Source organism: Mucilaginibacter sp. P2_A4, assembly GCF_056405015.1.
Map to the genome: position 1 here is coordinate 114,284 of NZ_JBFUCX010000008.1, position 26,105 is coordinate 140,388.

Consider the following 26,105-nt stretch of genomic DNA (forward strand, 5'->3'; position numbering starts at 1 on the left):
TTGATTTTCAAAAATAAACTGCCACCCCGTTTCGGGATGGCAGTAGCACATCTATCTCCTTGTGTGTAGTTTTGTATTAATACGGGCTTTTTTGCAAAGCTACACCAGCAGGCAAAGTAAATAAGGCCGCATCCAATTTACCGGGTTTAATTTCGGTCGCGGTACTTTCTATGTAAAACTGGGCGTTGTCGATAGTCATTTTTAATGGCATGGCGTTGGTTTTTGAAAGGATGGTATACCAGTTGCCAAATTTGTGGTTGATAAACAATTTACTATCAACCGGTATTTTGGATGTGAAATAGTATTTCTGAATGCCGCTTTTGCAGGTAAGTACCAGTTCGTCGCATTTATAACCCAGGATATCAGTAACCGCTTTGTGCAGTTCGGCGCTGATGACCTCATCGGCGTTAACGGCGCCATCATTCCAAAGAATAGCTTCGGAGTTGCTCATTTTGTTATAAAGCTTATTATCAGCATTAATGTACAGCTGCCATTGCAGCAAAGTCCCGTTCAAATCAGACCTGTAATCGCCGCCCTTTACATAATAGTTTTGAATACTGCCCATCATAGTGGTAAACTGCGCATCGCTTACATTAGGTAATTTACTTTTAATGGTGTTGCTATAAGTAATTTTGCCTTCAAATGATTGTGCCGAGGCTATAAGGCAGGTTATAGCTAAAGACAGGCTTAGGATAAGTTTTTTCATGAATGATTATATTAGGCTAAAATAATATTATGATTTATAAGTAACAAACAGAAACATTTAAGTAAGAACGTTTACCGTATACAGAATTAAAATGCCCTGTAATATGATGCGCCAGGAAACTGCGCCGGCTAACTATAATGTTTCAAAAAAAAATTACGTATTTTTATTGAAACATTAACAAATACTAACCTAAAAACCTACTTATGAACCCATTAGCAGAAAAAATAATCAATACATGCGAGGCTGTTTTTAACGCAAACAGCGCCAATTGCAGCGGCTTTGCAAAAGCTGTAAGCACTACATTCGATATTGAATTGAGCGGCCTGGCAGATGAGATAGTGGATGAAATAAAAACCGGCGAATGGGTTAGCTTAAATGATGGTATAGATGCAAAAAACAAGGCCGACGAAGGATGGCTTGTGATTGGTGGCTTAAAAGGTCATGATAATAATCCCCCGCAAAGCCATGGCCATGTGGTTGTAGTAGTAAGCGGCCCTTTAGATGGCTCCCACCATAAATACCCCACGGCCTACTGGGGAAAATTAGGAAGCATTGGCAAAAAGAACACGCCGCTTAACTTTGCCTGGAATTCCGAAAGCAGGGATCGGGTAATTTATGCCGGAATTAAACTTACCTGATTATTGAATTGCAGTAATAAATAGTGTTCCCCTTATGGGGAGCAAGCAACAAACCTGTTTATTGGTTTAAAGACTTGATTCTAAAAACGGGGAACAGGCAACGCATCAATTTTCTTAACTAAAAAGTAATACAAGGAAACAATTTCCCCATTATTTACGTATCAGCATAAGTACTTATCCATTTAAATCAAAAGCCATACAGACTGCGAAAATATTATAACAGGCAGCGCTTACTTAACTATAGATTAACAATACATTCACCATTAAAAGCATTGACACGATAAAATGAGGCAAATATTTCTTTTCATTTCGTGTTTATACCTGCTTTATCCTGGCCTGTCTTATTCGCAAACCCAAAATCCAAAATTTAAACGGCTTAGCACAAACGAAGGGCTTTCCCAAAGCCATGTGTGTGCCATTATTAAAGGCAGCCGGGGCTTTATGTGGTTTGGAACCGAAGACGGCCTGAATAAATATGATGGTTATAAGTTTACGCACTACAAGCACGATCAGAATAATAAAGCCAGCATTATTGATAATTATGTATTAGCCCTGATGGAAGATGGGGCCGGTAATTTATGGATAGGAACCGATAGCGGGCTCGATAGGTTTGACCGCGCAACAAATACGTTTATCCATTACTCCAACAATCATATAACATATTCTGTCAGATCTATTTTCCTCGATAATAAAAACAGGATCTGGCTGGGCACCAGTAAGGGCCTGTATTTATTTAATGCAGCCAATGGCTCATTTAAGAAATATACCCATCCGGGTAAAAACGCCAACAGTTTAATTAACGATTTTATATACCAAATTACCCAGGATAATAATGGTTGGTTGTGGATTGGCACCGATGATGGTTTGTATCATTTTAATCCGCAAAACAATAAGTTTATCCGGTATGCGCATGATCCTGCAAACAATAAAAGTATTGGCTCCAGTTGGATAAAAGCTGTTTATAAAGATAGTAAAGGCAATATTTGGATCGGCACGCTTGGCGGCGGAGTGGCATTATATAACAGTAAAGACGACTCTTTTATAAATTTCAAAAACAACCCGTTAAACAGTAACAGTATCAGCCATAACGATATTCTTTCGATAATGGAAGGCGCCGATGGAAAGCTATGGGTAGGTACGGAAAACGGTGGAATAAGTGTTTTTGATTATACTGCCAATAAGTTCGTTTGTTACAAATTTGATGCAAACGATCAATCCAGCCTTAGCAGTAATTCTGTTTATTGTTTATATAAAGATGATACCGGGAATACCTGGATAGGCACATACTCGGGCGGGGTTAATTTTTTGCCCAGGTTTGGTGATAAATTTACTACCTATAGCCAAATCCCAAACAATCCTAATAGTTTAAGCAATAACAATGTACTCTCCATCTCTGGCGACGAAAGTGACGAAAACATTTGGATTGGTACCGATGGCGGCGGCCTTAACTTATTCAACAAAAAGAAAAAAACCTTTACTCATTACCTGCATAACGATAAAAACACTAATACCATCAGTAATAATTATATCCTGGCAATTGTACCAATAGATAAGAACCTTATCGCGCTTGGTTATCACAACGGCGGGTTTGATGTGTTTGATAAAAAAAGAGGTGTTTTTAAGCACCATATGCCCCAGGCAAACGATCCTCATAGCCTTTCCCTTTCTGATATCAATAATATGTACAAGGACAGCAAAGGCAATATTTGGATAGGCACCTGGAAAGGCGGCCTCAATTATTATAACGTTAAAACCGATAAATTTACGCGCTACCAGAATAACCCTTCGGATAACAACAGCATAGGGGGCAACATTATTACCACCGTGTTTGAGGATAAACAGGGTAATATATGGGCGGGTACAGATGGCGGTCTGGATATGCTTGATCCTAAAAGTGGCCGATTTACTCATTACAGGCACGATGAGGAAAACAAGCACAGCCTATCAAGCAATACTGTAGAATCTATTGCCGAGGCCGGGAACGGCGATATATGGGTGGGCACAAATGGCGGAGGACTAAACTATTTTAACAGACGAACCCAAACATTTACAGCATACACCGAAAAAAATGGACTACCCAATAATGTGATCTACACCATTTTGAAAGACCATAAAGGTAATTTTTGGCTAAGCACCAACAAGGGCCTCGCCCGCTTTAACCCCAAAACCAAAGCTATCAGATCCTATGGCATTTCTGATGGATTGCAGGGAAATGAATTTAAAGGGCATTCCTGTTTTCAAACTAAAGATGGGCAAATGTTTTTTGGCGGCGTAAACGGATTCAGCACTTTTTATCCCGATAGTTTAAAAGACAACGACTTTATTCCCCCGGTTTATATTACAGGTTTCCAGATTTTTAACAGACCTGTAACCTCGGGAAATAAAAACTCCATCCTCCCAAAAGATATCAGCGAAACAAGCGCTATCAATCTTTCTTACAAACAATCCGTATTTACATTTGAATTTGCGGCCCTCAATTATACCATTCCCGAAAAAAACAAATATGCTTATAAGCTGGAAAACTTTGATAAAGACTGGAATTATATCAGCAATAAACGGACGGCCACTTACACCAACCTGGATGCAGGAAAATATACTTTTAGGGTTAAGGCATCAAATAACGATGGCAGATGGAATGACCAGGGCACATCTATAATCATTTATATAAAACCTCCTTTTTGGCTTACCTGGTGGTTTAAGTTGGTGGTAGTTTTAATTTTTGCTGGTAGCGGACCCGCATTCTACTTCATTCGCACGCGTGCAATCAGAAAACAGAAAACCGAACTTGAGCGCCAGGTTAAAGAACGTACCGAACAATTAGCCCGGGCAATAGAAGTTGAAAAGAAATCCGTTCGTGAAGCCGAGGAGGCAAACCGGGCCAAAAGCATCTTTTTGGCTACCATGAGCCATGAAATCCGCACGCCAATGAACGGCGTAATCGGGATGGCCTCCTTACTCGGCGAAACCTCTTTAGATGAAGAACAGCGAACTTTTACCGAGTCTATCCAAACCTGTGGTGAAGATTTGCTGGCGGTGATCAATGATATTTTAGATTTTTCTAAAATAGAATCGGGCAATATGGAGCTGGAGGAAAAGGATTTCAGTTTACGAACCTGCATCGAAGAAGTTTTTGATGTTTTTGCTTTAAAAGCTGCCCACTTAAAACTCGACCTGGTTTACGAGATAGACTACGATGTGCCGGCACAAATCATTGGCGATAGCTTAAGGCTTCGCCAGATATTGATCAATTTAATAAGTAACGCCATTAAGTTTACCAAGAAGGGAGAAATCTATGTAGCGGTGCACTTAATCAGCATTTTAGAAGATAACCAAATTGAGTTAGGTTTTGAGATAAAGGATACCGGAATTGGCATATCTGCCGATAAGCTGCACAGGCTGTTTAAAGCATTTTCGCAGGTTGATTCTTCAACAACCCGTCAATACGGAGGTACAGGCCTGGGCCTGGTAATAAGTGAACAGCTGGTAAAGTTAATGGGCGGAAAAATTAGTGTGGAAAGCGAAATTGGCAAAGGGAGTACTTTCCAGTTTTCTATTCACTCCCAAAAAAGTTTACAGCCAGATAAATCCCACGTAAACCATAATATGGATGGTTTTGAAAACAGTGAAATTTTGATTGTTGATGATAATGATACCAACTGCCGAATTTTAAAAGGCCAGCTGGAGCAGTGGAAGCTAAGCCCGGTAATAGCCAACTCTGGCGAGCAGGCGCTTAATATATTACTGCAGAATAATGATTTCAAGCTGGTTATTACCGATATGCAAATGCCGTTTATGGATGGTATTGAACTGGCAATCTTAATCCGCGGCAAATATCCCGAATTACCTATTATGCTTTTGAGCTCGATAAGCTACATTTTCCATAAAGATAATCCCGGTTTATTTTGTTCCATATTAACCAAACCTGCCAAACAAAATAATTTATACAAGCACATTGTAAAAGAATTGGGCAAGCATATAACATCAACTACTAACGACCAGTTGCACGTTGATGCTACAAAACATAAACTACCTGATAATTTTTCAAAAAGGTATCCATTGAATATTTTGGTTGCCGAAGATAACCCGATGAACCAAAAATTGATCCTGAAGGTTTTGAGTAAATTAGGATATGAGGCAGATTTGGCGGGAGATGGACTTGAAGCCCTGGATTTAGTTAATAAAAAAACATTCGACATTATTTTGATGGATGTACAAATGCCCAAAATGGATGGGCTGGAAGCCACCCAAATAATAAAGAAACGTTTCCCAACACGCCCATTTATTATAGCCATGACCGCAAATGCACTCCAAACCGACTTAAAGATTTGTATGGATGCGGGTATGGATGATTATATAAGCAAGCCCTTTAAATTAGACGACGTGGTTAATAAGCTCGAAAAATGGGCATTGCAAACTGATGAATCTTTTAAAGCATAAAGCGGGTTAAAATAAAGAACCCGCTGTTCAATATCTTTGACATAGCACAGCGGGTTTCCAATCGCCCTGTTTTTAAAAAGCGTGAGCTGTAACACTTTCCAAAGCTTTTGGCATTGCTGTAGCCGCAAGCGTCGGCACAAATATCCCCTCTACCCTAAAAACAGAAACATCTGTCATGCCTATAAAACCCAAAACTGCTCTCAAATATGATTCTGTAAAATCATAGCTTTTCATCGGCCCCTCTGAATATACACCACCTGATGAAATAGCCAGGTAAACCTTTTTATTGATGACCAATCCTTTGGGCGCACCAGTTGCATAGCTAAAGGTAACACCAGCCCTTGCAATATGATCAATCCAGGCCTTTAAGGTTGATGGAATACCAAAATTGTATAAAGGCACACCAATTACAATAATATCAGCCTCCATCAACTCTTTTATAGCCTCATCCGATTGTTTGACGGCTTCATTATGCTCATCCGTGCGCATTTCTCCTGGTGTTTGAAAGGCGGCAAATTGCGTCTCTTCCAGGTGCGGCAAAGGAGCGTTGGCCAAATCACGGGTATGTACTTCACTGTTTGGATAAACCGATGATAGTTTTTCTAATATGGCAGCTGATAATTTGATGCTAAAAGATTCGTTACCCTTAACGCTGGTAACGATGTTCAGAATTTTTTTCATGATATTTTATTTTTCATTTATAACTCAAAGGTATTTACATTTGCTATACAATAGTAAGTACTATACCAAAGGATAGCGCTATCCTTTGGTATAGTTAACCCTTGAACAGGAAGAAATGGAATTAGGAGAAGTTAAAACTCACGGCAAGTGCACCAGTATGTTATTGCCGGTAACAGATGCGATAGAAGTATTAAACGGCAAATGGAAACTGCCAATTTTGATCTCACTAACATTCGGGAACAAAAGATTTGGGGAGATGGCAAAAGAGATCCCGAAAATAACAGACAGGATGCTATCCAAAGAATTGCGCGAGCTTGAAATGAACCAGCTCATAAAGCGCACTGTTTATAATTCGGTACCGGTGGTGGTTGAATATTCAATTACCGAATATGGACATTCGTTGGATAACGTAATTCTTGAATTGTACAAATGGGGCAAAGAACACCGTAAACGAATCATAGCCGGGATGTAAGATTGGGGAGCTAAAAGCCAGGATAGGAAACTGTTAAACACCCCGTCATTGCGAGGTACGAAGCAATCTCTAAGCTATACAGAGCAGGCTATGTAAGTTCGATCTGCCTATTTGGAGATTGCTTCGTACCTCGCAATGACGTGCTTCTTTGATACCCACAGCATCATTTGCACACCTAAATCCGCACATCTGAAATCCGCATATCTGCACATTTGCATATCTGAAATCTGCACATCCAAAATCTACTCCTCCGTTTCCTTCAGCTCATCCTCTTTTTTCCCTCTGCCCAGGTGTACAATTGGTTTATCCTTTGTGCCGGTAATGGTCATCGGGATGCCGAAAATACCCAGCGGCGGCAGGCCAAGGCGGAATTGCAGGTTCAACTTGCCGTCAAAACTTACCTGCCCCTCAAACCTCGGGCGGAAACCGGCCATACGCATTTTGGTGCGTTCAATGGTGATAATATTATTGGCAATGGTTGACTTAATATCTACTTTACTCACATCATTTTTACCGCCCAAACTATCGCGCCCGGTTTGTTTACCTACCGCGCTAAACAGTTTAAAGCCTTTTACTTTTACCTTTTTAACAGATAGTACGCCCCCACCCTTTAGTGACGGATACACAGGCTTCATATCGCTGTTAAGTTTACCGCTCAGCTTATAATCCAAGGATACAATACCTTCTGCATTTGCTGCGGATGTGGCCATGTCATGAAATAGTTTCACCTCACGGTATGCCCGTTTTATATCAAACTCTTTAGCATCAATATGATAATCAAAATAAGCTTTTTGCGGGCTTATGCTTCCATAGGTAGCATCCATTACTACCGGTGCGCCTATCAAAGTAAAGCCTGTTTGTTTTAAAACAATCTGCCCATTGCTGATACTCATCTGCCCTTTGGCATCATTAATATCAAGGCCATTGTATTTTACTTTTTTTACATCGGCAGTAAAATTCAAATCGAGGTTGGCGGGTACCAGGATCACGCCCGGTTTTGCAGCTTTGGGCGTTGAAGGCCCGCTCGCAAAGGCCATAAAATCATCAGCGATAATAAGTCCGCTTGTTAGTTTAAATTCACCTTTTAACGGCGAGTTTGGTTTAAGGGCGTAATCTATCACGTTTGATAACGCGCCATCAAGCACAATAACCGATTTACCATAGTTGGCCGTAAACTGATCAAACTTCATTTTATCCTGGTTAAAGCTGAAGAGGCCAGTTTTAATCAGGAACGGTTTAGGGAACAGATCTGAAGTAAGCGCGATATCCTTAACCTTCATTGTGCCAGAGTTAGCCAGCTGATCATACCTGCCCGCCGTGGCATCACTTTGCTTACCTTTTAAAGATAGATTGGTAGTGATCACCCCCTTAACGTTGTAACCGTTTATGGCAAACACCTTGTAAATCTTACCAATATCCAGCGATCCCTGCGATTTGATGCTGTAATCCAGGTCATCAAAATTCTTCAGGTTGGCTTTAAGCATAAATGGCTGCCCCTCAAAAGTGAATGAAACAGGTTTAATGTTCACCTTCAATCCTTTTAATGAACCCGTATTATTGCTGATAGCCGTACTTACCTCTATATTTTGCAGTGGATGCGGGTAGTATTTGGTTTGGATATAGCCGCCGTGCAAATCTATCTGCGCGTTGGTAACCGGGAAAATCCTTCGCGCCGGGATATACCTGCCCCTGATTTGTACATCAGCATCCAGGTTGCCGCGCAGGTCAATACTATCAAGTGGGTAAAACTGTTTGATATCGCTTAAATTAAATTTGGCTTTCAAGTCGGCATCAATCATAGCGCCGGCAGTATTGCTCATTTTTAAATAACCTTTAATGTAGTTATTTAAAGCATTGATGTTAAGGTTAGTCATGGCCATGGTGGCATGCGCCGGGTTACTGTCGGGACAATTGGCATCAAGGTTAAAGCTGACGTTTTTCATAGCTTCGGGCAGTTTGGCGTATTTAAAATATCCATTCCTGAAACCTGAGTGCAGCGTAAATTTGGGGATGCTGGTAATCACCGTATCTATATGATGCCTTATGCCGGTCTTTCTTATCCCGGTGGCATATTTACCCTCGGCTATCATGTGCAGCGAATACCTGCCCTTTACATCAAATGCTTTAACACCAAAGGCCTTGTTCCATTTCTCCAGGTCAATCTCGGTATTGATCTTGGCAAAAACAGTTGGCGATTTGATCCCTTTTACCTTAATCACCGAGCCAAAATAATCCTTCCCGATGTTGAAATATACCGAATCGATATTGAGGTTAAGGCTATCGGGATTACAACCGGGCAACTTAGCGTTCATATTAAGAAAAAGGTTCTTTACAGGCTCGGGCGTGTTTTTATTGGCGATATAACCATCCCTGATCTTCATACTGAAATCCAGATCGGGCATTTGTTTTTTTGAGGCGATGTATTTACCTGTGAGCGACATGGTTATTTTACCGGTACCGTTTAGTTCGGTATCATCCGTCCATTTGGCGTATTGGGCAGGCAGGGCGGTAAAAATATCACTCAGGTCGCTTTGATCGCTCCTGATCCTGAAATCCATATCATAACCATCTTTCAAAAACTCAAACCGGCCTTTAAAATCAACCGGCAACTGGTTAATTAGCAGGTTGTTTTTTTGAAATACAAACGCCAGTGATTTGGTATTAATGCTGGTAACCAGGTCTGCATTTACTTTTTTGTGGTAGATATAAGGTTGCCCGGCGTAAGTAAAATCAACAGAGCCGATCTCGGTATGCGTATAAAGGTCAAAAACATCTTTGGTAAGATCGCCGCTGCCTTTGTAGTTAAAGTCCCGGGCATCAAGCAGCATGGGCATTGATCTGTCATTGTAAACCAAATGACTTTTCTCTATCAATATTTGCTCAATACCTAACGAAGCGCTTGCAGTATCTGCCGCCTGTGCAGGCTGCGCGTTTTTTGCTTTATATACATTGTAATTGGCACGACCGGCACTATCTACCTGGATATTGATGGTTGCCTTGCTTAAATAAATGCGGTTGATATTGATCTTGCTTTTAAAAACCGACGACAGATCAATAGCCAATGAAACCTCCTGAGCGCCTACCAGCGTATCGTTTTGGAAAGGCGCGCTGCCGTTGAGCGAAAAATCATTCAGCGTAAGGGTAAGCGCCGGGAATTTTTTAAAGAATGAAAGACTGGTTCCCGAAAAATTGAGCTTACCATTGATACTGCCACCCGCCCATTGCTTTATTTTATTGGTAATTGTTTGCGGGAAAAGATAGGGTAGCAAAAACATTAAGGCTAACAAACTCACCAGGGTAACGCCAAATATTTTGAGCGTTTTTAACACAACTTTTTTTATCGGGAACGGCATAAATATAGCTTATCAAGTGCCATAAAGGTAATAGTAAAAGTGGATACGGGGAGAAATTTAACAATATTACAGGCTAATAAAAGTTATTAACCTATGCTAATAAACCCTAACATTTGATAAACCAATCTAAAAATGAAAACCAATAATAACCAGGACCCAGTAATAGTATTTGCAGGTTCGCCAGTTGATGCCGGCATGATACAGGGCATGCTTGAACAGGAAGGCATCCAGGCTTTTGTACAAGATGAGTTCATGAGCAGTATTGCCCCATGGCTGGTAGAAGCCGGAGGATCTGTAGCTGCCAAAGTTGTAGTAGCTTTAGAGGATCATGAAAAAGCGCTGAAGCTAATTGAGGAATATGGGATTAGCGGACAATAATTCGCATCCAATACTTTAGTTTTATTGGCCAATAAAGCAATCTTCATATAAAGCAAGCACGATGTTGGGAGGATGCTTTGTATCCTGATGCTTACTTTTCTTTCAGGTAATCGGCAATTAATTTAAAATCCTGTTTTGCCTCATCATCCAGGTTTTCGCCCGTTTGCATGTGTTCTGCCCAGTCAAGTGGTGTACCGTCATAAATCAAATCCTTTACGTCAAGGCGTGCGCCTGCTTCAACAAGTAGTTTTACAGCATCCAGCGAGCCCGATGATACAGCCTGATGTAAGGGGGTAGCATGTGTATGAAAGCCTGCATTATTTTTAGGATAGCCGTTGGGTTCGGCCCCCAAGCTTAATAAATAAGCTATCATTTTGGGCTTGCCATAAAAACCGGCCACGGCCAATGCCAGCAACAATTCTTCTTTACCTGCGGTTGCCGTCATCTTCATCACATCATTCATCCTATCAAGACCAATTGCCACGGCCAGGGTAAGTTTGCCTCCGCGTGCAACAAGGTGCGCGGCTGCTTCAAAATTTCCGTGTGCCAGCGCGCCTAAACCACCGCCGGGTTTTGCGCCCGCGTCAATCAGCAAATCTATCAGTTCAATTTGCACTCCGCACTCTTTGGGTATTCGCCCGGTTGCAACCAGCCCCAGCGTATAATCCAGTTGCATTTGCATGGTATCGCTGGCTTCCTTTTTTAAAAACCCAATGAGCAGTTGGGTAATCTCCACAATATTAGTAGGTAATTTACCACTACGGATAGGATTGTCTGCAATAAACCAAAGCAAGTATGGATCCTTAAAATACCCGGGTTCGGGGTAGTTCAATCTGTCACTTACCAATTGTGGATTTTTGGTTATAAGATCTTTCAACAACATTACATCGCCCCGGTCAATAGCTTCTACGGCCTCGCGAAATAGCGGATCTGTGATATCGGAATTTTTCATTTTGGTAATTAATTGACCCTTATCACTATAAAGATACAGTTATTGTAAATTATAGCCCAGTTAAATTAAATCCCGAAATTTTTTAGAATTGCTCTCTCCCATTTTTAAGGCCACTTAAAAAGGGAATATTACTTTAAAGCTCATATTGCGGCCGATGTTGTAAATGCCCAGGCGCCCGTTGGGCGAACTTGTATAGTACTCAAAATACTTTAGCCTGTTCAGGTTGGATTGATAGGCCGTATCAAACAAATTATCAACCTGGACATAAAGCTCGCAGAAAGTTTTTTCTGATTTCCCCTTGATGGTTGTACCAGCTCCAATATTAATAAGGGTATAACCAGGTGTTGCTGTTTCTGTATTATCCAAAGCATAGAAACGGTTTTGAGCCATATAGGCGTCAGCTTCTGTTTTAAACCAGATCTTTGAAAAAACACCGTACGCTTTCTGTAAAGTAACCTTTAACTCAGATCTTATGTGTAGTGGCGGGATAAAAGGCAGGTATTTTGCCGCACCGTTTGATTTACTGATCAACTGCTCATTTTGGTTAATACCGGTAACATAAGCCAGGCTGTTATTAAACGCCAGCCACTTAATGTTACGCGGGTGCAGGTTAGCGGTAAATTCCGCGCCGTAAAGCCGTGCTTTTGATTGCTGGTACACATAAGTGCTGTTGCCCGCAACAATAACCACCGGCTTACCATCGGCATCGGTGAGTTTTGCCTGGTAGATGTAATGATCAATGTGATTGTTAAAAAACTCCGCTATGAGGTCAACATCTTTTAAATAGGAAATAATGCCGATATCTTCCTGCAGACTAAACTCGGGATTAAAGCCACGGTTGCCCAGGTAAACAATATGCGCACCCGGATCAAGCCCGTTTGAGCCTATCTCGGTAATGTTTGGTGCGCGATACCCCCTGGCTATATTTGCTTTTACCAGCAACCGCTCGCTGATGTTGTAGGTTAACCCCAGGCTGCCCGAAAAACCTTTGTAAACATGTTTAAATGCCGGGAATTGTAAATGCGCGCCGGCGGTATCGGGTAATTTAACCTGCTGTTCAAACCCGTTTTGCGGATTCGGGCCAACATAAAAATCTTTCCACCGGATGTGGCGGTTATCATACCTGATACCACCGGATACATCAAGGTTGCCAAAGCTTTTCCTGGCGAACAGGAATGTACCGGCATCAAATAAATTATAATCGGGAATGGGAAAATCTGTAGCTGCTTTACTGCGGTTGGCCTGGTACATACCATTAACCCCAATAGTACTTTCAATACCGCCAATGGCGGGCAAATTGTATTTCAGATCATAATTAAGGGTGTTAAGCACTACATATAAACCTGCCTGCTGCGCTAAGGTAGGGTGGTTATATTCCCTGCGGATGCTTTGCTGCAAACCCAACGAGGCATCAAGGCTGCCGTTGCCTAATTTTACCTGGTTATGCGTATAAACGCGATAATGCTGAATACGCTGATGAAGCGGCGCAATGGAATAGGAGCTTAATTCATCAGGGCTTACTATAGGTCTGTTTTTAATATCGTCATAAGCAATTTCATTTACCTGTTTGGTAAATTGCCTGCTGAGCGAATCGCGGCTACCATCGGGTATCTCCTGCCGGTTATCATACAGCGTAGCGGCTATTTGCCAATAACCCCATTTTTTATCAACCCTTGCCATCGCCGATAAATTATATTCCCTGAAACCGGTATTGTATACCAGTCCATCAATTTTATCGCGGTAATCATGAGCCATTTTAGCCGTGGCCCTTAATGCATATTTCCAGTCTACTTTTTTATAGGCTAAACCCAGCGATACGCCAATCATGCCATTATTGGTATGATAATCTGTAACGTAATCTCCTTTTAATACGCTATCGGCCCCGGCGGGTATTGCGGGTATCAGATTGATCACTCCGGCTATAGCATCAGAGCCATAGGTTAAACTTGCTGGCCCCTTGATCACTTCAGCGCGGCCAATTCCGTACTGATCTATTTCGATGCCGTGTTCATCTCCCCATTGCTGCCCCTCCTGCCTGATGCCATCATACAAGGTTAATACCCTGTTATAGCCCAGTCCCCTTATAAATGGCTTGGAAATATTTGGCCCGGTAGTAACCGCGTTTACACCGGGCACACCTTTTACTATAGCGTCAATAATGTTATTATTAACGTTTTCGTTCATTTCCTTTTTGGTCATTACCGCAATTGGCACCGGGTTGCGGCGCAGTTCTGTAGCCCGTGATACCCCTGTTATAACTACCTCATTTAGTTTAGAGCTATTTTCTTTTAGATTGACGTGCAAAACTGTGGCTTGGCCGGTATGGATGGCTATTTTAAGTCTTTCGGGAAGGTATCCTATTGCCGAAAAAGAAACTTCATAGTTGCCGGGAGAAATATTTTTAAGGTTGTAATAGCCTTTTTCATCAGATGTTGTACCTATTGTTGTGCCGGTTAATACAATGCTTGCATAAGCAAGGGGTTCGCTTCCGGTTACCAACCTGCCTTTTAACACCCCATTTTGGGCTTTAAGTGCGGCTGGTATACATAACATTAATAGCAGGTATAGTACTTTCATTTTATTTACAAGGCTTGTTTATTTGCAAATATATAACAAATAAAAATAATTAGTCTCACCTAATTTTATTTATAAACAAAACCTAATTACTAAAATTACCCACAATGAATACTTGTTTGAAAATATCAACACAGGAACGATTATGCATAGATGCAAAACCCTTATAACTTACCCCTTTGCATCAATAGCTTTCAGGCAACTCCAGGAATGCAATTAAAATATCTTTATTTACAACAGGGAAATAGGTGGAATAACCCACCGGCCGAAGCTCAGTTAAAAAAAGGAAGCGGGCAGGAATCAGAATATCATCAATCGCGGTCGTCGGCACCGGGAAGAAACCGAACTGCAATTAAACATACCACACAACTGCAAAAAATTATTATCGCCAATATAATTAGGGCCATCAGTATATCTATATTATATAAAACTAACATACAAGTCCTGATAAAATAAAACATTATAGTATCGATGAATACGTGATATTAATCGATAGGAGCAGGCTGCGGGTATTCAACTAATCTTTTAAACGATAATATCAACAATTTGGTTTCAAAATCAGTCACAGTTTACAGAAGAGCTTTTATTTATCATATTTAGCCAGCATAGCATCTATTGCGTCGCTGCTGCCTAATGCCCTGGCTGCTTTCCAATCTTTACATGCACCTGGTGGATTGCCCCTATTTAGTTTGCACATACTTCGCCGTTTTTTTGCTTACTGAGCTCTTCGCCGCACCAAAAATGTGTCAAACTATGTGGATAAAAAAATTTGAAAAGGGATCAGAGAGGACAAATTGTCCAATTTTGCGCCATGAAGTGTGTAGGTTTTACACCTGTTTTACAACCAAAGTTCACAATAAAAAGAGCTTTAGCAGTTTCATACACGTTGTTTTTGAACTATTTGTACTTTTGAAACCATTCACAACTGTGTTTTCACATTCACAACTGTGTTTTACATTTACAACTGTGTTTTTTACACAGTAATTTTTTTAAGTGGGAGTTCCTTTGATAACAACATTCTTTAAAAAAAATATGGAAATGAAAAAAACAATAAAAAAAGTGATATTATTGTGCTTAGTAGTAGGTGTAGCTGTCATTATGGGTACTTGTAGTAAAAAGCAAGAACCCAACATCTCAGCCCCTGTATTAAACGCAACGGGAAACGCTACCAGCTCTTTAGCTGCATTAGCAATTTACCCCATCGATGAATCTACTATAAGGTTGGACACCTTAAATAGCTATAAAGCAGGACCAATCCCATTCTCAGGAGATTCCAATCAGCAACCAACCGGATCTACGCTCAGGGTTTTTGAAAACGATGTTGAATTAGGCCCGGCCCATACTTTTCACGAGGACATCCGTCAAATTGGAAGAGGGAGTTTTAGTCATTGGGGAACAGATATATACTTTTCTACATCCGACAACACCAACCCACTTACCAATGGCAGAAAATACGCTTATATTATAGCAGGCATAGCAAAAGGACCAGTAACGCAACCAGGTAATGCAGTTGGTACTCCTACAACTGAAATAACTTCCAAGGTACTGGGATATGCCAACGTTCACAGACCAACTACAGGTGGTATTATCGGCCCAGCTGTAACCGTAACAAACTTGGCAGACTTTAGAGCGGCTGTTGCAGGTCCAACTCCAAAAACCGTTTACGTTAGTGGCATCATTAAAGGTGCAGGATATGACCCCGTTTACGTCGGCTCCAATACATCTATTATTGGCGAATCAGGGGGCACATTAGAAGGTGTGAATTTATATCTGTTTACTGTAAACAACGTTATTTTACAGAACTTAATCCTGAAAAATTACGTAACTGAATCCTCCGTTTGTGTAAAGTTCAGGTCTCACCATATATGGATAGATCATTGTGATTTTTCAACTGATCGTAGTCATGGCTGGGATTATTGGGGTAAGGATATAGTTGTTACCGAAGGTGCTGATTTGATAACCATATCCTGGTGTAAATTTCACGATACCAACTTGTCTGTTCTTATAGGAGCTTTAACAGCTGACGCAGTCGCCGCTAATAAAGATCTGTTACATGTAACTATGCATCATAACTTTTGGTATAATGTAAGCGAAAGAGAGCCTTCATTGATTTTTGGCAACATACACATGTTTAACAATTACCATTTAAATAACGGAGGCTATTCAATAGGTGCGAGATATGGCGCCACTGTAAGAACAGATAATGAATATTTTTCAGGATGTAATAAACCGCTTACAACAAATCTTGATGGTGATCCTGTAGGTTATTTCAGCGGCGTTACCACCAATATTTATTTAAATTGCGGTCTCAACAACATCACATCCGCCATTTCAGATTGGGTTCCGGATTATTCTTATAGCGCTATTCTTGATCCTGCTGCCAATGTGCCGTCAATTGTGCAAGCGGGAGCTGGCGTGAAGTAATAGTACGTATTTGGTTCTAATCCAAATGGCACCACAAAGAAAAGCTTCAAATTGAAAGATTTGAAGCTTTTTTATTTAATGATACTTTGCCTGCGAGCTCAACTGAAAATGTAAGAGAAAGGCAAAAGCCACATCATTCACCATTAGTAATCGCCTGCCCGGAAGATGCATTTTGTTGATTTCGGAAATACCACATTATCGTGCCATAAATATCGCTTGCATCTGCAGCAATATACCTGGTGCGAAAACCGAAAGTGTTTTTGTCCTTCATTATAAAACTTATAACAGGCGCCCCCTTATCCGGAGAGGTAAAGTTAATTTCGGCTATATCTTTCCAATAGGCAACATCCCTGGGAACTTGAAGCAGCAATTTCCCTTTTAGAAAAAGCTGCAGCTTATCATTATCCAATTCCAGAACTGTTTCACCTTTTAAATAAGGGATCAAATACGCAGTCATAATATAAATGAACCTTACAATAATTATTAACGAAAGAAAACTAAAAACAAGCCAGGGTTTGTGATCGGGAAAGCGCGCTATAAAAAGCATATAAAATGCAACTATGATAAGCGGTAGTATGATTAAATCGAAAAATATTTGCCCGGCGCTGTATTTATAATGTGCTACTCGCATTGAATAATTTGGGAACCGAATATAGTCATTCAGCTTAATAATAAAATGTTATATCAAGAATTCCTGTAATTACACGCAATCCCTTCACTCCAACTGCCCTCAGATTTTGAAAGCATACATTTTGAATGGTTGAAAGCTGACGTATATATGCAAGCTTTCGGATCACATGTAACCTGCCCGGTCTTTGAATACCTTCAGCATGACTTTACCCTTTCCTGACCTTGCTCAGGTAATTTTAGCTTGTGTTTCCTGCGCTTTAACAGCAGGTAAAACAATAAACGGTACAGCGATAAATACGTTAATGATAATTGCAATTGTCTTTTTCATAGTAGTCGCCACTATTAAGCGTTGGCTTCATCGTACTAATCAACGTGCGCAGATTGGATTCTCTGTTCATGGGTAGAAAGTGATTAAATGCAAAAGCAGTATTAAAGGCAGTTATTTAAACCTGCCTTTAATCAAATGACTCTTTACTGATTTTCCTATCCCCCATACGACGACAAATAGATACTTCTGACCTCGAATCCCCTGATCTGAAAAGCCCTATAGCTTCGATTTGAAATCATAGCTTCCAGGCCCCAATTTATATATCGCTTTATTTCCTTCAAACCTTACAAAGCTGATACCCTTTATACCCGAAACTGGTTTACCACTTTCAGATACGGATTTTACATTAACAGCGGGAAGATATAAAGTAGCCGATGTATTCGCCGGTACCGTTGCCTTATAAATCAACACTTTACCATCTACTTTCCAGCTGCTGTTAATGCGACCGTAAGGAGAATCATAATAACCCTTGGCCCAGGTCATTTGGCCACTTAGGTCTGGTTCGGGTTGCAGTATAAACTTTTTAAATCCAGGCTCATCACGTTGTATCCCAATGGAATAAGCCATCATCCACTGCCCTATCGCTCCAAATGAATAATGATTAAACGAATTCATACTGTTATTGCCCCCAAAACCATGCTCAACGGTATAGCCATTCAACCTTTCCCAAATGGTTGTGGCACCCTGGTCAATAGCGTAAAGCCATGACGGATAATGGTCATTCTGCAACATCTTGTATGCCAACCCGCTATATCCATGATCAGACAAGGCCTTGCTGATACCCGCTGTACCCACAAATCCCGTCATCAGTGAATATGGCGACCGTACAATGCCCTGGTCGTCTTTGTTTTCGCGTTCAACAGCAGCAGCCAGGTTTTTCACCATATAAGATATGTTTTCATCAGCGAATGTTCCAAGCGCCAGGCCTACGGCGTAAGCCGTTTGTGTATCTGAAACCTTAAATTCCCGTTTCGCCGGGCCACCAAATAATCCTCCCCCTACCAATCCAACGGCTTTTTTATCGGTGTTTACAAAGGTCCGGTTAAAGAAATCCTTGCGTTCATTATATCTTTCTCTGAATTTTTGCGCATCTTCCTTTTTGCCTAAGATACCCGCAACCTTTGCCATGATGCCCAGGTCATATACATGATAAGCAGTAACCGGGAATGCTGTGCCAAGCTGAAGATATTGCGGGCCAAGCCAGTCGCCCAATACCCCATCCGAGCTCAAGCCAGTTTTCTGGTCAATGGTCGACTCTATATAAGCCATATACCTGCACATAGCATCATAATGTTCGGCCAGTAATGATATATCATTATATTGCTGATAAGCTTCCCAGGCCACCGTGATGCCCGCGCTGCCCCAGATAATCCCGCCAAAACCCCCACCTACCGGAGCGATATCCGTGAACCGTCCCTTATCCGTCTGCAGGTCACGCATAGCTATCATATGCCGCCGTAAAAACTGATCTGCGTTGGAAACATAGGTGGCCGTTGGCGAAAAAATACTAATGTCACCCGACCAGCCCATACGCTCATTTCTTTGGGGGCAATCGGTGGGGATAGTCAGAAAGTTATCTATGTTTGACCAGGTCAGGTTCGACCATAACTGGTTTACCTTCGGATTGGAAGTAGCATAATCAGCAGTCAGTTTTTTTATCGAACTGATGGCTAAGCCCTGAACGGCATTCAGCGCCAGGGGTTCCTTAACACCTGTAATTTCAATATATTGGTATCCGTGCGAGGTAAAATGTGGTTGTATAATCTGGTCGCCATCTTTCATGATGTAAATATCCTGGCTTAAAGCGGCACGGTAGTTCTCCGTCATAATCATACCTACGTTTTTACCTGACTCCTTTAAATCAGGATATGATATTTCAGCATATCTCAAAGTGACTTTCTCCCCGGCTCTTCCATTTTTGATACTTATCTTAGGCACACCTACAAAATTCTGCCCCATATCATACACGTATACTCCTGTACGAATTTCCTTCATGCTTTTTGCCGTTAGTATTTTATAAATACCGGCAGAATTACCGATCTGTCCTATCAGTGAAACATGATCAAAATCAAGCGTTTGCCGGTTACCCGCAAAATCCTGAGAATCTCCCGAATAGGTGGTTCCCTTCAAAGCAATTTCTACTGCTTTCTGCCAGTTTCGATCATCATAATTCGCCGTACTCCAATCTTTCACTGCTTGTTCCCGTGTGGCATCATCTACTTCTCCCATATCGAGGCTACTATATATGATTGGCCCTTTATTGTAATATTTCCAGTTTTTGTCCTGCGTAGTGATTACGTCCTTTGAACCATCAGCATAAGTAATGACCAGTTTTGCCAATAACGATTGCCGGTCACCAAAATGGTTCCAGATAGCGCCATAACTGAGCATACCACTCCACCAGCCCTCACCCAGCATAGCGCCTATGGCATTAGGTCCCTTGCTAACCATACCGGTTACATCATAGGTTTGATAAAGATGGGTTTTATTGTATTGCGTAAGGCCGGGGTTATAATAATCATTGCCCACCCGTTTACCGTTCAGGTAAATCTCATAAATGCCTCTCGCAGTAACATAAAGCCGTGCAGTGGCTATGCTTTTGTTCGCTGCGTCAAATTTGGCCCTCAGCATAGGCATGGCGTTATGGCTTGGATCTGCAACTATAAAAGCACCATTACTTCCACCGTTAATTTGGTATGCTCCGTCTTTAACGGTTAAACCCGATCCTGGATCGCTGGCATCAGTTTTAAATATCCCCTTATATCCGGAGCTACTAAGATCTTCTTTAAATAAAGTATTCCCCGGCATGCGAATATTAGATACCGCGAGATCAGAGAAAGAGGCTTTTTGCCCGGCATCAGCAGAAAAACCAATATCACCGAGCATGCCATAGGAGATTACATCATGGCCGGCGCCCAGGGGATTTAAGGTTACAAAGGCACCACGATTTCCGGTGGGAAACCCTCCGGGGGCAGGTTCATTTTTTACCTCTTCTGGTATAAAGAATGATTTATCGTTGTCTACAGACAACGTTAGGGTACCATATTCATTATGAACCAGAAATTGATGCGCCTTGTTTTGATTACCCTTGCTGATCACATCAGGCTTGACAGGAAAACTTTTAATTACCTTACCAGCGATATCCCCATTGGAATAACCAGCCCGGTAAATATTGATTTGTGCATTGCCACCATTTTCAAGTGCTGAAATATCCAATTCAACTTTAAAGTAAGCTTCATTTTTCTTGTTCGCTATCTGAAAGATATTTTTATTGCTATCCATCAAGCGGGGATCGTTAGCAGCGAAAATCACACTCGCTCTCTTGCTGCCAGGAGTTATGGTCAGCTTATATTTGAGGTCAAATAAAGGCAGGTAATGCGCGTAAAGCACCAAATCACCATCCCCTCCTCCTATCCATCGAGCACCATTCCAGCCAGACATGCCAGTATCCATGAGCCCGGTTTCGAACCATGAAGTACCTGAAGATACCCTGCCTGTCTGGTCCCAGGCTCTTACTGTCCATGTATACCTCGTGGTGCCTTTAAGCGGGCTTCCTGTGTAAACAATCCCTAAAGCTATGCCGCTTTTTACTTTATTGCTGTTCCAAACTAACTTGCCCGTGGCATCTTTGACCGTTACCTGGTAGGCCGTTTGACTATACTCCCGGGATCCCTCGGGCGCCAACATTTGCCAGCTAAACCGGGGCGTTTTAACGTCAATACCAATCGGTGTGCTGGTATACTCAACTTCCAAGCCGACTATTGAAGCACCCTTATCGGCAGCTAACAAAACGTCATGAGCAAATAAAAACAAAAGCAACAAAAACAGAACAGCCGTTTTAGGCATACAAGCGATTTTTTTTATCATCATTAGGTGTATAATAAGTATGTATTCAGATCAAATATCAGCCTGCATTGCCGATCTGATATTTTGCAGACCGTACCTTTTCCAAAGCAGCCCCGATCTTTGCACAGATGGTAATAATTGCATGAAGATAGGATCGCTTTTTAAAATAGTAAAATAATATTTTTTAATAACCACGGTTTTGCTTAACCGCAGGATCGACCAAAATTTCTGACTGCGGACCAAGAAACAAAAACCTGATATCCATAACGTTATAAAAAGACGCAAGAAAGCCAGCCATAACAGAAGTTGGTAACGGATAATAATAAGCTTTGTTGATCTGCTTTGATTTCTACACCCCGCGCATTCAGCACTTGCTTTGCCTGCCCGGTACTAACCAGATCGATCCACCTCTTATTTTCAAAAGCGAGCAATACCTGCCTTTCGTGCATAACAGCGTTTCTCAACCCGGTCTGATTCGCGGCAATAGCAGGAGCTGAACTTCCGCCAAATGCACTGGTGCAGACCTGTGTAATATAGGGTAATACTTCGCCTGTCTTACCCTCCTCGTTTAAAGCCTCTTAACAAAAGTAAAACTTCCGAATATCGATAAATATACCAGTCATTGTTGGTATTGTTAAATAAACTACGTGGATTTAAGTGTTTTTTTATAAACGGATAAGTTATACCTCCGGTAGTTACATAGGCAATAGAAGCCGCCTGAGGTTATACTTATAAGCAACGCATTGACAAAAATCATTAGTATTCATAAAGCTTATGAAACGTTGTGATACAGATATAAAACAAAGGCCCTGAAACCGGCCAAAAGGCAACATCTGAAGCAATTTGTGAAACAAAAAAAACAGCCTCCACGTTATCGTAAAGGCTGTTTTGGGTAATGCTTGTGATCCCATTAGGATTCGAACCTAAGACCTACAGATTAGAAATCTGTTGCTCTATCCAGCTGAGCTATGGGACCATCTGCGTTTTAAACAATAGCACTATTAAGGAAACCATCGTATTTTTCGCGGTGCAAAGATGCAAAATTATGGTTAAATATCAATCAATTTTTTTTATTGATTACAGACGCTCCCTTTTTATATACTTTTTGTACAGATATTCGGCATATCCAACACTTATATAGTCGGGAAATTTCCAGTTAGGGTAATACTTCTTTTTAATGTATTTTAAGAGACTGAAGAATAGTATTGCTACTATCAAAAAAATACCAAGCGAGAGCAAAATTGCCCCAAACGCAATTATAAAATTCATATCAATTTGTGATTTGTAACTAATACGAAATTATTGACAAATGGTTATGAATTTCTCCAAGTAGTGAATAAGTTTTTTATTTCAATTACCCGGCTACAATAAAAAGTCAATAAAAAAACCGTCATGCCAGCCCGCCAATCAAAAAATCAGGTTCAAAATAAAAGCCCCTCGCACTCGCTGCTTGGGGCTTTAAACCTAAACCTTATCACAATTAATAAGTGTGAACCACTTACCTTATGAGGGGGCAAATATAGGGCACTTTACTAAATCCTGCAACCCCTATGTGTAAAAAGGACACAGTCATTATAAATATATCATTCAAGTTAATTCATTGTTTTATAGTTCACAATAGTAAAAGAAGCGATAACTAAACCTATTGCTCCCCCAGCAATCGCGGTAACTATTAAGCTTCCATAGTCATGAAAGGTAAGCCCCGTTATCAACCTGGCTATAGTGGTTAATATGCTTACCAAGGCAATAGTTAACCAATATTTTGTTATGTGAGCAGTTTTTGTGCTACTTCTTTCAGGCAGAAGTAATATCCCTGCAACAATAACAGCCAACCCAATGAGGGTGCTGCTATGCTGCATCAATTTATAAACATACACCTGCTGACTACCCAAACGAACGATTGCTGACAGCGCAGGCATAGCGACTACAAAATATCCATGGGGATGTGTAAAGCCATCCCAAATTAAGTGCGACGCAGCACCGATGATGACCGATAAACACACGATCGCGATAACAGCAAATGATAGTTCTGAAGCAGAGTCGCCCTTATAAGCCGAAAATCGCCTGCTAAATGTTTCGGGAAGATGATCTATAAGTTTATCTTTAATGAGTAGCCGGTAAATAAGCACTGAGATAAGCCCCAAAGGGAGATCGAACCAAAATAACCCGAACAAGGTATGACTGTAAATGCTTTTCACCCTCATTCGCATAAAGTATTCAAAATCGGGCACCATGCTGCCTATGACCAGGCCCGTTAACGAAACCCATCGTTTCGGAAGATATCTTAAAGGTAAAATTATAGCGGGATGAGCAAAGGTGAGTGGCATCTGTTTTATTTAAGGTAATGTTTAAAGTGCTTGCAACCCTAAACTATGCATTTTAAACAATCTTCTATAATCAGAAACCAATTCCCCCCTATTCTTTATATTTGATCTACCCAATCAACCATTATGAACCCTACAAAAGATCTTTTTCCCTTAACTGAGAACCATAACAGGCGCAAATTTATTTTCAACCTAAGCAAAGTGACGGCAGCTACTGCTTTTTTAACCATGCCCTTTGCCGGGAACGCTGCCAGTTTCTTTGAGGTAAATGATGATGTTACTGTAGGGCAGATCATCGATAAATTTATTAGTCAAATTGCAGGCGCACCTTTCCCCTCAACTGTTGATACACTTAAAAGCGGCAGCAGGGACATTAAAGTTACCGGCATTATTACCACCATGTTTGCCACCATCGAAGTTATTAAACGGGCCATAGCTTTAAACGCCAATTTCATTATTGCACATGAGCCTACTTTTTATAACCATGCCGATGAAACCCAATGGCTGGCTAATGACGATGTATACCAATACAAAGCTCAACTACTTAAAGAACATAACATAGCCGTATGGCGAAACCACGATTATATTCACAGCCTAAGGCCTGATGGTGTCGGTGCAGGAGTGCTGAAGCAGTTAAACTGGGGTGCTTATCTTAAACCCGAGTTGGGCAACGTACTTGTACTGCCTACTACTACCTTAAGTTCATTGATTGCGTACCTTAAAACAAAACTATCTATTGGTATGTTAAGATACATCGGCGATCCGGCGCAAAGCTGCCAAAAGGTATTATTTTTACCCGGAGCGGCAGGTGGTAAAAGGCAGATAGGTGAAGCCAGTAAGATAAAGCCTGATGTATTAATAGTGGGCGAAATACAGGAATGGGAAACTGCAGAATATGTGCGCGATGCCCGTGCGAAGGGGGATAATTTATCGCTGATTGTGTTGGGGCACATCGCCAGTGAAGAACCCGGCTCGGAATTTATGGTGAGTTGGTTGAAGAGTAATTTTCCGGCTATTAAATCAGTTCATATTTCGCCAAAAAACTCGCTTTCTTTTATGTAAACTAAATTGGTTTAGCATAATTATATTCAAGTATTGTTAATAGGTGTTGTTAAATTATTTAACATTACGTACAATTGCAGAAAAGCTTGCTTCAATGGCCTGATCCTTAATTATATGTTAGTTTTACATTTATTATAATACCCTAATTTTATAATAAAGCGTTATTAATAATGATACGTTATGCCATTAAAGTTAGATTTTGTGTAAAAAGAAACTGTTCTTGAGGTGAAAATGGCAATTTTTATCTTTTAGATTACAAAGTGTTTTTTTTACAATAAGTTAATCCTACTTTTAACCGAATTTTTTTTTAAAAACTTAATTTATGATCATAATTGCTGACGGTGGCTCAACTAAAACAAACTGGTGTCTGGTTACTGAAGAGGGTAAAAAAGTGTATTTTAACACTGAGGGCTACAATCCCTATTTTTCGAGCACCGCGTACATCATACAATCGTTAAACGAAAGTTTGCCTACCGATCTTGAGAAAGATGAAATAACCGAAGTTAATTACTACGGCGCGGGTTGTTCAACGCCCGATATGCGTAACATTGTGAAAGAAGCTATGGAAGCGGTTTTCACCAAATCAAAGGTGTATATTGGCCATGACCTGTTGGCGGCGGCACGTGCCCTTTTGGGTAACACCGAAGGCTTTGCAGCTATATTGGGCACCGGTACAAATACCTGCCTCTACGATGGTAAGGATGTTGTTCAAAACATCGATTCGGGTGCTTACATCCTTGGCGATGAAGGCAGCGGCTGCTACATCGGCAAAAAATTACTGGTTGATTATTTACGCGGTTATATGCCCGAGCCGGTACGTAACCTGTTTTGGGAAACCTTTAAACTTACGCCCGATGATATCAACGAGCAGGTTTATACCCAGCCACGTGCAAACCGCTTTTGCGCGAGTTTCAGCAAGTTTGTTTATGATAACAATGTGCATATAGAATACTCACGCAACCTGGTACGTACCTCGTTTGAGGATTTCTTCCGCAACCTGGTTACACATTACCCTGATTATCAGAAATATACTTTTAACTGCATAGGTTCGGTTGGTTACAATTTCCGTAACGTACTGGAAGAAGTAGTTACCGAAAACGGAATGGTTGTAGGTAACATCATCCGCTCGCCTATAGATAACCTGGTAAAATACCATTTAGAGTTATCGCCAAGCTCTTTGTAGCTGCGGGACTCAAGAATTAAGAGTCAGGAATCAAGACAAAAGAAAAAGGGTTGGAGGTAAAAATTCCAGCCCTTTTATATTAAGTAGAGTCGCCAAAAAGCAAAAAAAGAACCGGGC

At 41.0% G+C, this 26,105-nt stretch carries 15 protein-coding genes, 1 tRNA gene and 1 pseudogene; 7 read left to right on the plus strand and 10 right to left on the minus strand.

Annotated elements, in window-relative coordinates; all coding sequences use genetic code 11:
- Positions 1-76 precede the first annotated feature (76 nt).
- Entirely contained in the window at positions 77-706 is a 630-nt protein-coding gene (locus tag AC1DYB_RS15970; protein WP_477436375.1) for a hypothetical protein, read from the minus strand.
- Positions 707-909: 203 nt separating this feature from the next.
- Between AC1DYB_RS15970 and AC1DYB_RS15975 the strand changes: the two genes are divergently transcribed.
- Positions 910-1,344, plus strand: coding sequence for a hypothetical protein (locus AC1DYB_RS15975; RefSeq protein ID WP_477436377.1), 435 nt, complete (start codon positions 910-912; stop codon positions 1,342-1,344).
- 285 nt (positions 1,345-1,629) lie between these two features.
- Positions 1,630-5,781, plus strand: coding sequence for a two-component regulator propeller domain-containing protein (locus AC1DYB_RS15980; RefSeq protein ID WP_477436379.1), 4,152 nt, complete (start codon positions 1,630-1,632; stop codon positions 5,779-5,781).
- 72 nt (positions 5,782-5,853) lie between these two features.
- On the opposite strand, the gene AC1DYB_RS15985 is transcribed toward AC1DYB_RS15980, so the two are convergent.
- The gene (locus AC1DYB_RS15985; RefSeq protein WP_477436381.1) at positions 5,854-6,462 is read right to left on the minus strand and encodes an FMN-dependent NADH-azoreductase; all 609 of its coding nucleotides are present in this window, start codon (positions 6,460-6,462) and stop codon (positions 5,854-5,856) included.
- Positions 6,463-6,577: 115 nt separating this feature from the next.
- Here AC1DYB_RS15985 and AC1DYB_RS15990 point away from each other — a divergent pair, with 115 nt between their 5' ends.
- Positions 6,578-6,934 carry a winged helix-turn-helix transcriptional regulator gene (locus AC1DYB_RS15990; protein ID WP_477436383.1) on the plus strand — a complete coding sequence of 119 codons (357 nt, stop codon included), beginning with the start codon at positions 6,578-6,580 and terminating at the stop codon, positions 6,932-6,934.
- A 242-nt stretch (positions 6,935-7,176) separates the two neighbouring features.
- On the opposite strand, the gene AC1DYB_RS15995 is transcribed toward AC1DYB_RS15990, so the two are convergent.
- The gene (locus AC1DYB_RS15995) at positions 7,177-10,287 is read right to left on the minus strand and encodes an AsmA family protein (RefSeq protein ID WP_477436385.1); all 3,111 of its coding nucleotides are present in this window, start codon (positions 10,285-10,287) and stop codon (positions 7,177-7,179) included.
- Between the two features lie 132 nt (positions 10,288-10,419).
- On the opposite strand from AC1DYB_RS15995, the gene AC1DYB_RS16000 reads away from it, so the two are divergent.
- Positions 10,420-10,665, plus strand: coding sequence for a putative signal transducing protein (locus tag AC1DYB_RS16000; protein WP_295713238.1), 246 nt, complete (start codon positions 10,420-10,422; stop codon positions 10,663-10,665).
- A gap of 91 nt (positions 10,666-10,756) precedes the next feature.
- On the opposite strand, the gene AC1DYB_RS16005 is transcribed toward AC1DYB_RS16000, so the two are convergent.
- On the minus strand, positions 10,757-11,617 hold the full coding sequence (locus AC1DYB_RS16005) for an ankyrin repeat domain-containing protein (protein WP_477436387.1): 861 nt from the start codon (positions 11,615-11,617) through the stop codon (positions 10,757-10,759).
- Between the two features lie 114 nt (positions 11,618-11,731).
- Positions 11,732-14,194 (minus strand): TonB-dependent receptor, encoded by a 2,463-nt coding sequence (locus AC1DYB_RS16010; RefSeq protein ID WP_477436389.1) that lies wholly within the window; start codon positions 14,192-14,194, stop codon positions 11,732-11,734.
- A gap of 1,035 nt (positions 14,195-15,229) precedes the next feature.
- Here AC1DYB_RS16010 and AC1DYB_RS16015 point away from each other — a divergent pair.
- Positions 15,230-16,615: a pectate lyase family protein gene (locus AC1DYB_RS16015; protein ID WP_477436391.1), complete on the plus strand. Its 1,386-nt coding sequence runs from the start codon at positions 15,230-15,232 to the stop codon at positions 16,613-16,615.
- A gap of 133 nt (positions 16,616-16,748) precedes the next feature.
- Here the strand turns inward: AC1DYB_RS16015 and AC1DYB_RS16020 are convergent, their stop codons facing one another.
- The 5 genes and pseudogenes from AC1DYB_RS16020 to AC1DYB_RS16040 form a co-directional block, all read right to left on the minus strand.
- The gene (locus AC1DYB_RS16020; RefSeq protein ID WP_477436393.1) at positions 16,749-17,072 is read right to left on the minus strand and encodes a hypothetical protein; all 324 of its coding nucleotides are present in this window, start codon (positions 17,070-17,072) and stop codon (positions 16,749-16,751) included.
- 717 nt (positions 17,073-17,789) lie between these two features.
- Complete coding sequence (locus AC1DYB_RS16025; RefSeq protein ID WP_477436395.1) at positions 17,790-21,443, minus strand: family 78 glycoside hydrolase catalytic domain; 3,654 nt, start codon at positions 21,441-21,443, stop codon at positions 17,790-17,792.
- Between the two features lie 245 nt (positions 21,444-21,688).
- Positions 21,689-21,985, minus strand: a pseudogene (locus tag AC1DYB_RS16030) (RagB/SusD family nutrient uptake outer membrane protein); the annotation flags it as partial.
- Positions 21,986-22,321: 336 nt separating this feature from the next.
- A tRNA-Arg gene (locus tag AC1DYB_RS16035) sits at positions 22,322-22,395 on the minus strand.
- A gap of 616 nt (positions 22,396-23,011) precedes the next feature.
- Positions 23,012-23,746, minus strand: coding sequence for a DUF4184 family protein (locus tag AC1DYB_RS16040; protein WP_477436397.1), 735 nt, complete (start codon positions 23,744-23,746; stop codon positions 23,012-23,014).
- A 123-nt stretch (positions 23,747-23,869) separates the two neighbouring features.
- Here AC1DYB_RS16040 and AC1DYB_RS16045 point away from each other — a divergent pair, with 123 nt between their 5' ends.
- Positions 23,870-24,805, plus strand: coding sequence for a Nif3-like dinuclear metal center hexameric protein (locus tag AC1DYB_RS16045; protein WP_477436399.1), 936 nt, complete (start codon positions 23,870-23,872; stop codon positions 24,803-24,805).
- Between the two features lie 322 nt (positions 24,806-25,127).
- Positions 25,128-25,988 carry an N-acetylglucosamine kinase gene (locus AC1DYB_RS16050; protein ID WP_295714004.1) on the plus strand — a complete coding sequence of 287 codons (861 nt, stop codon included), beginning with the start codon at positions 25,128-25,130 and terminating at the stop codon, positions 25,986-25,988.
- Positions 25,989-26,105 lie beyond the last annotated feature (117 nt).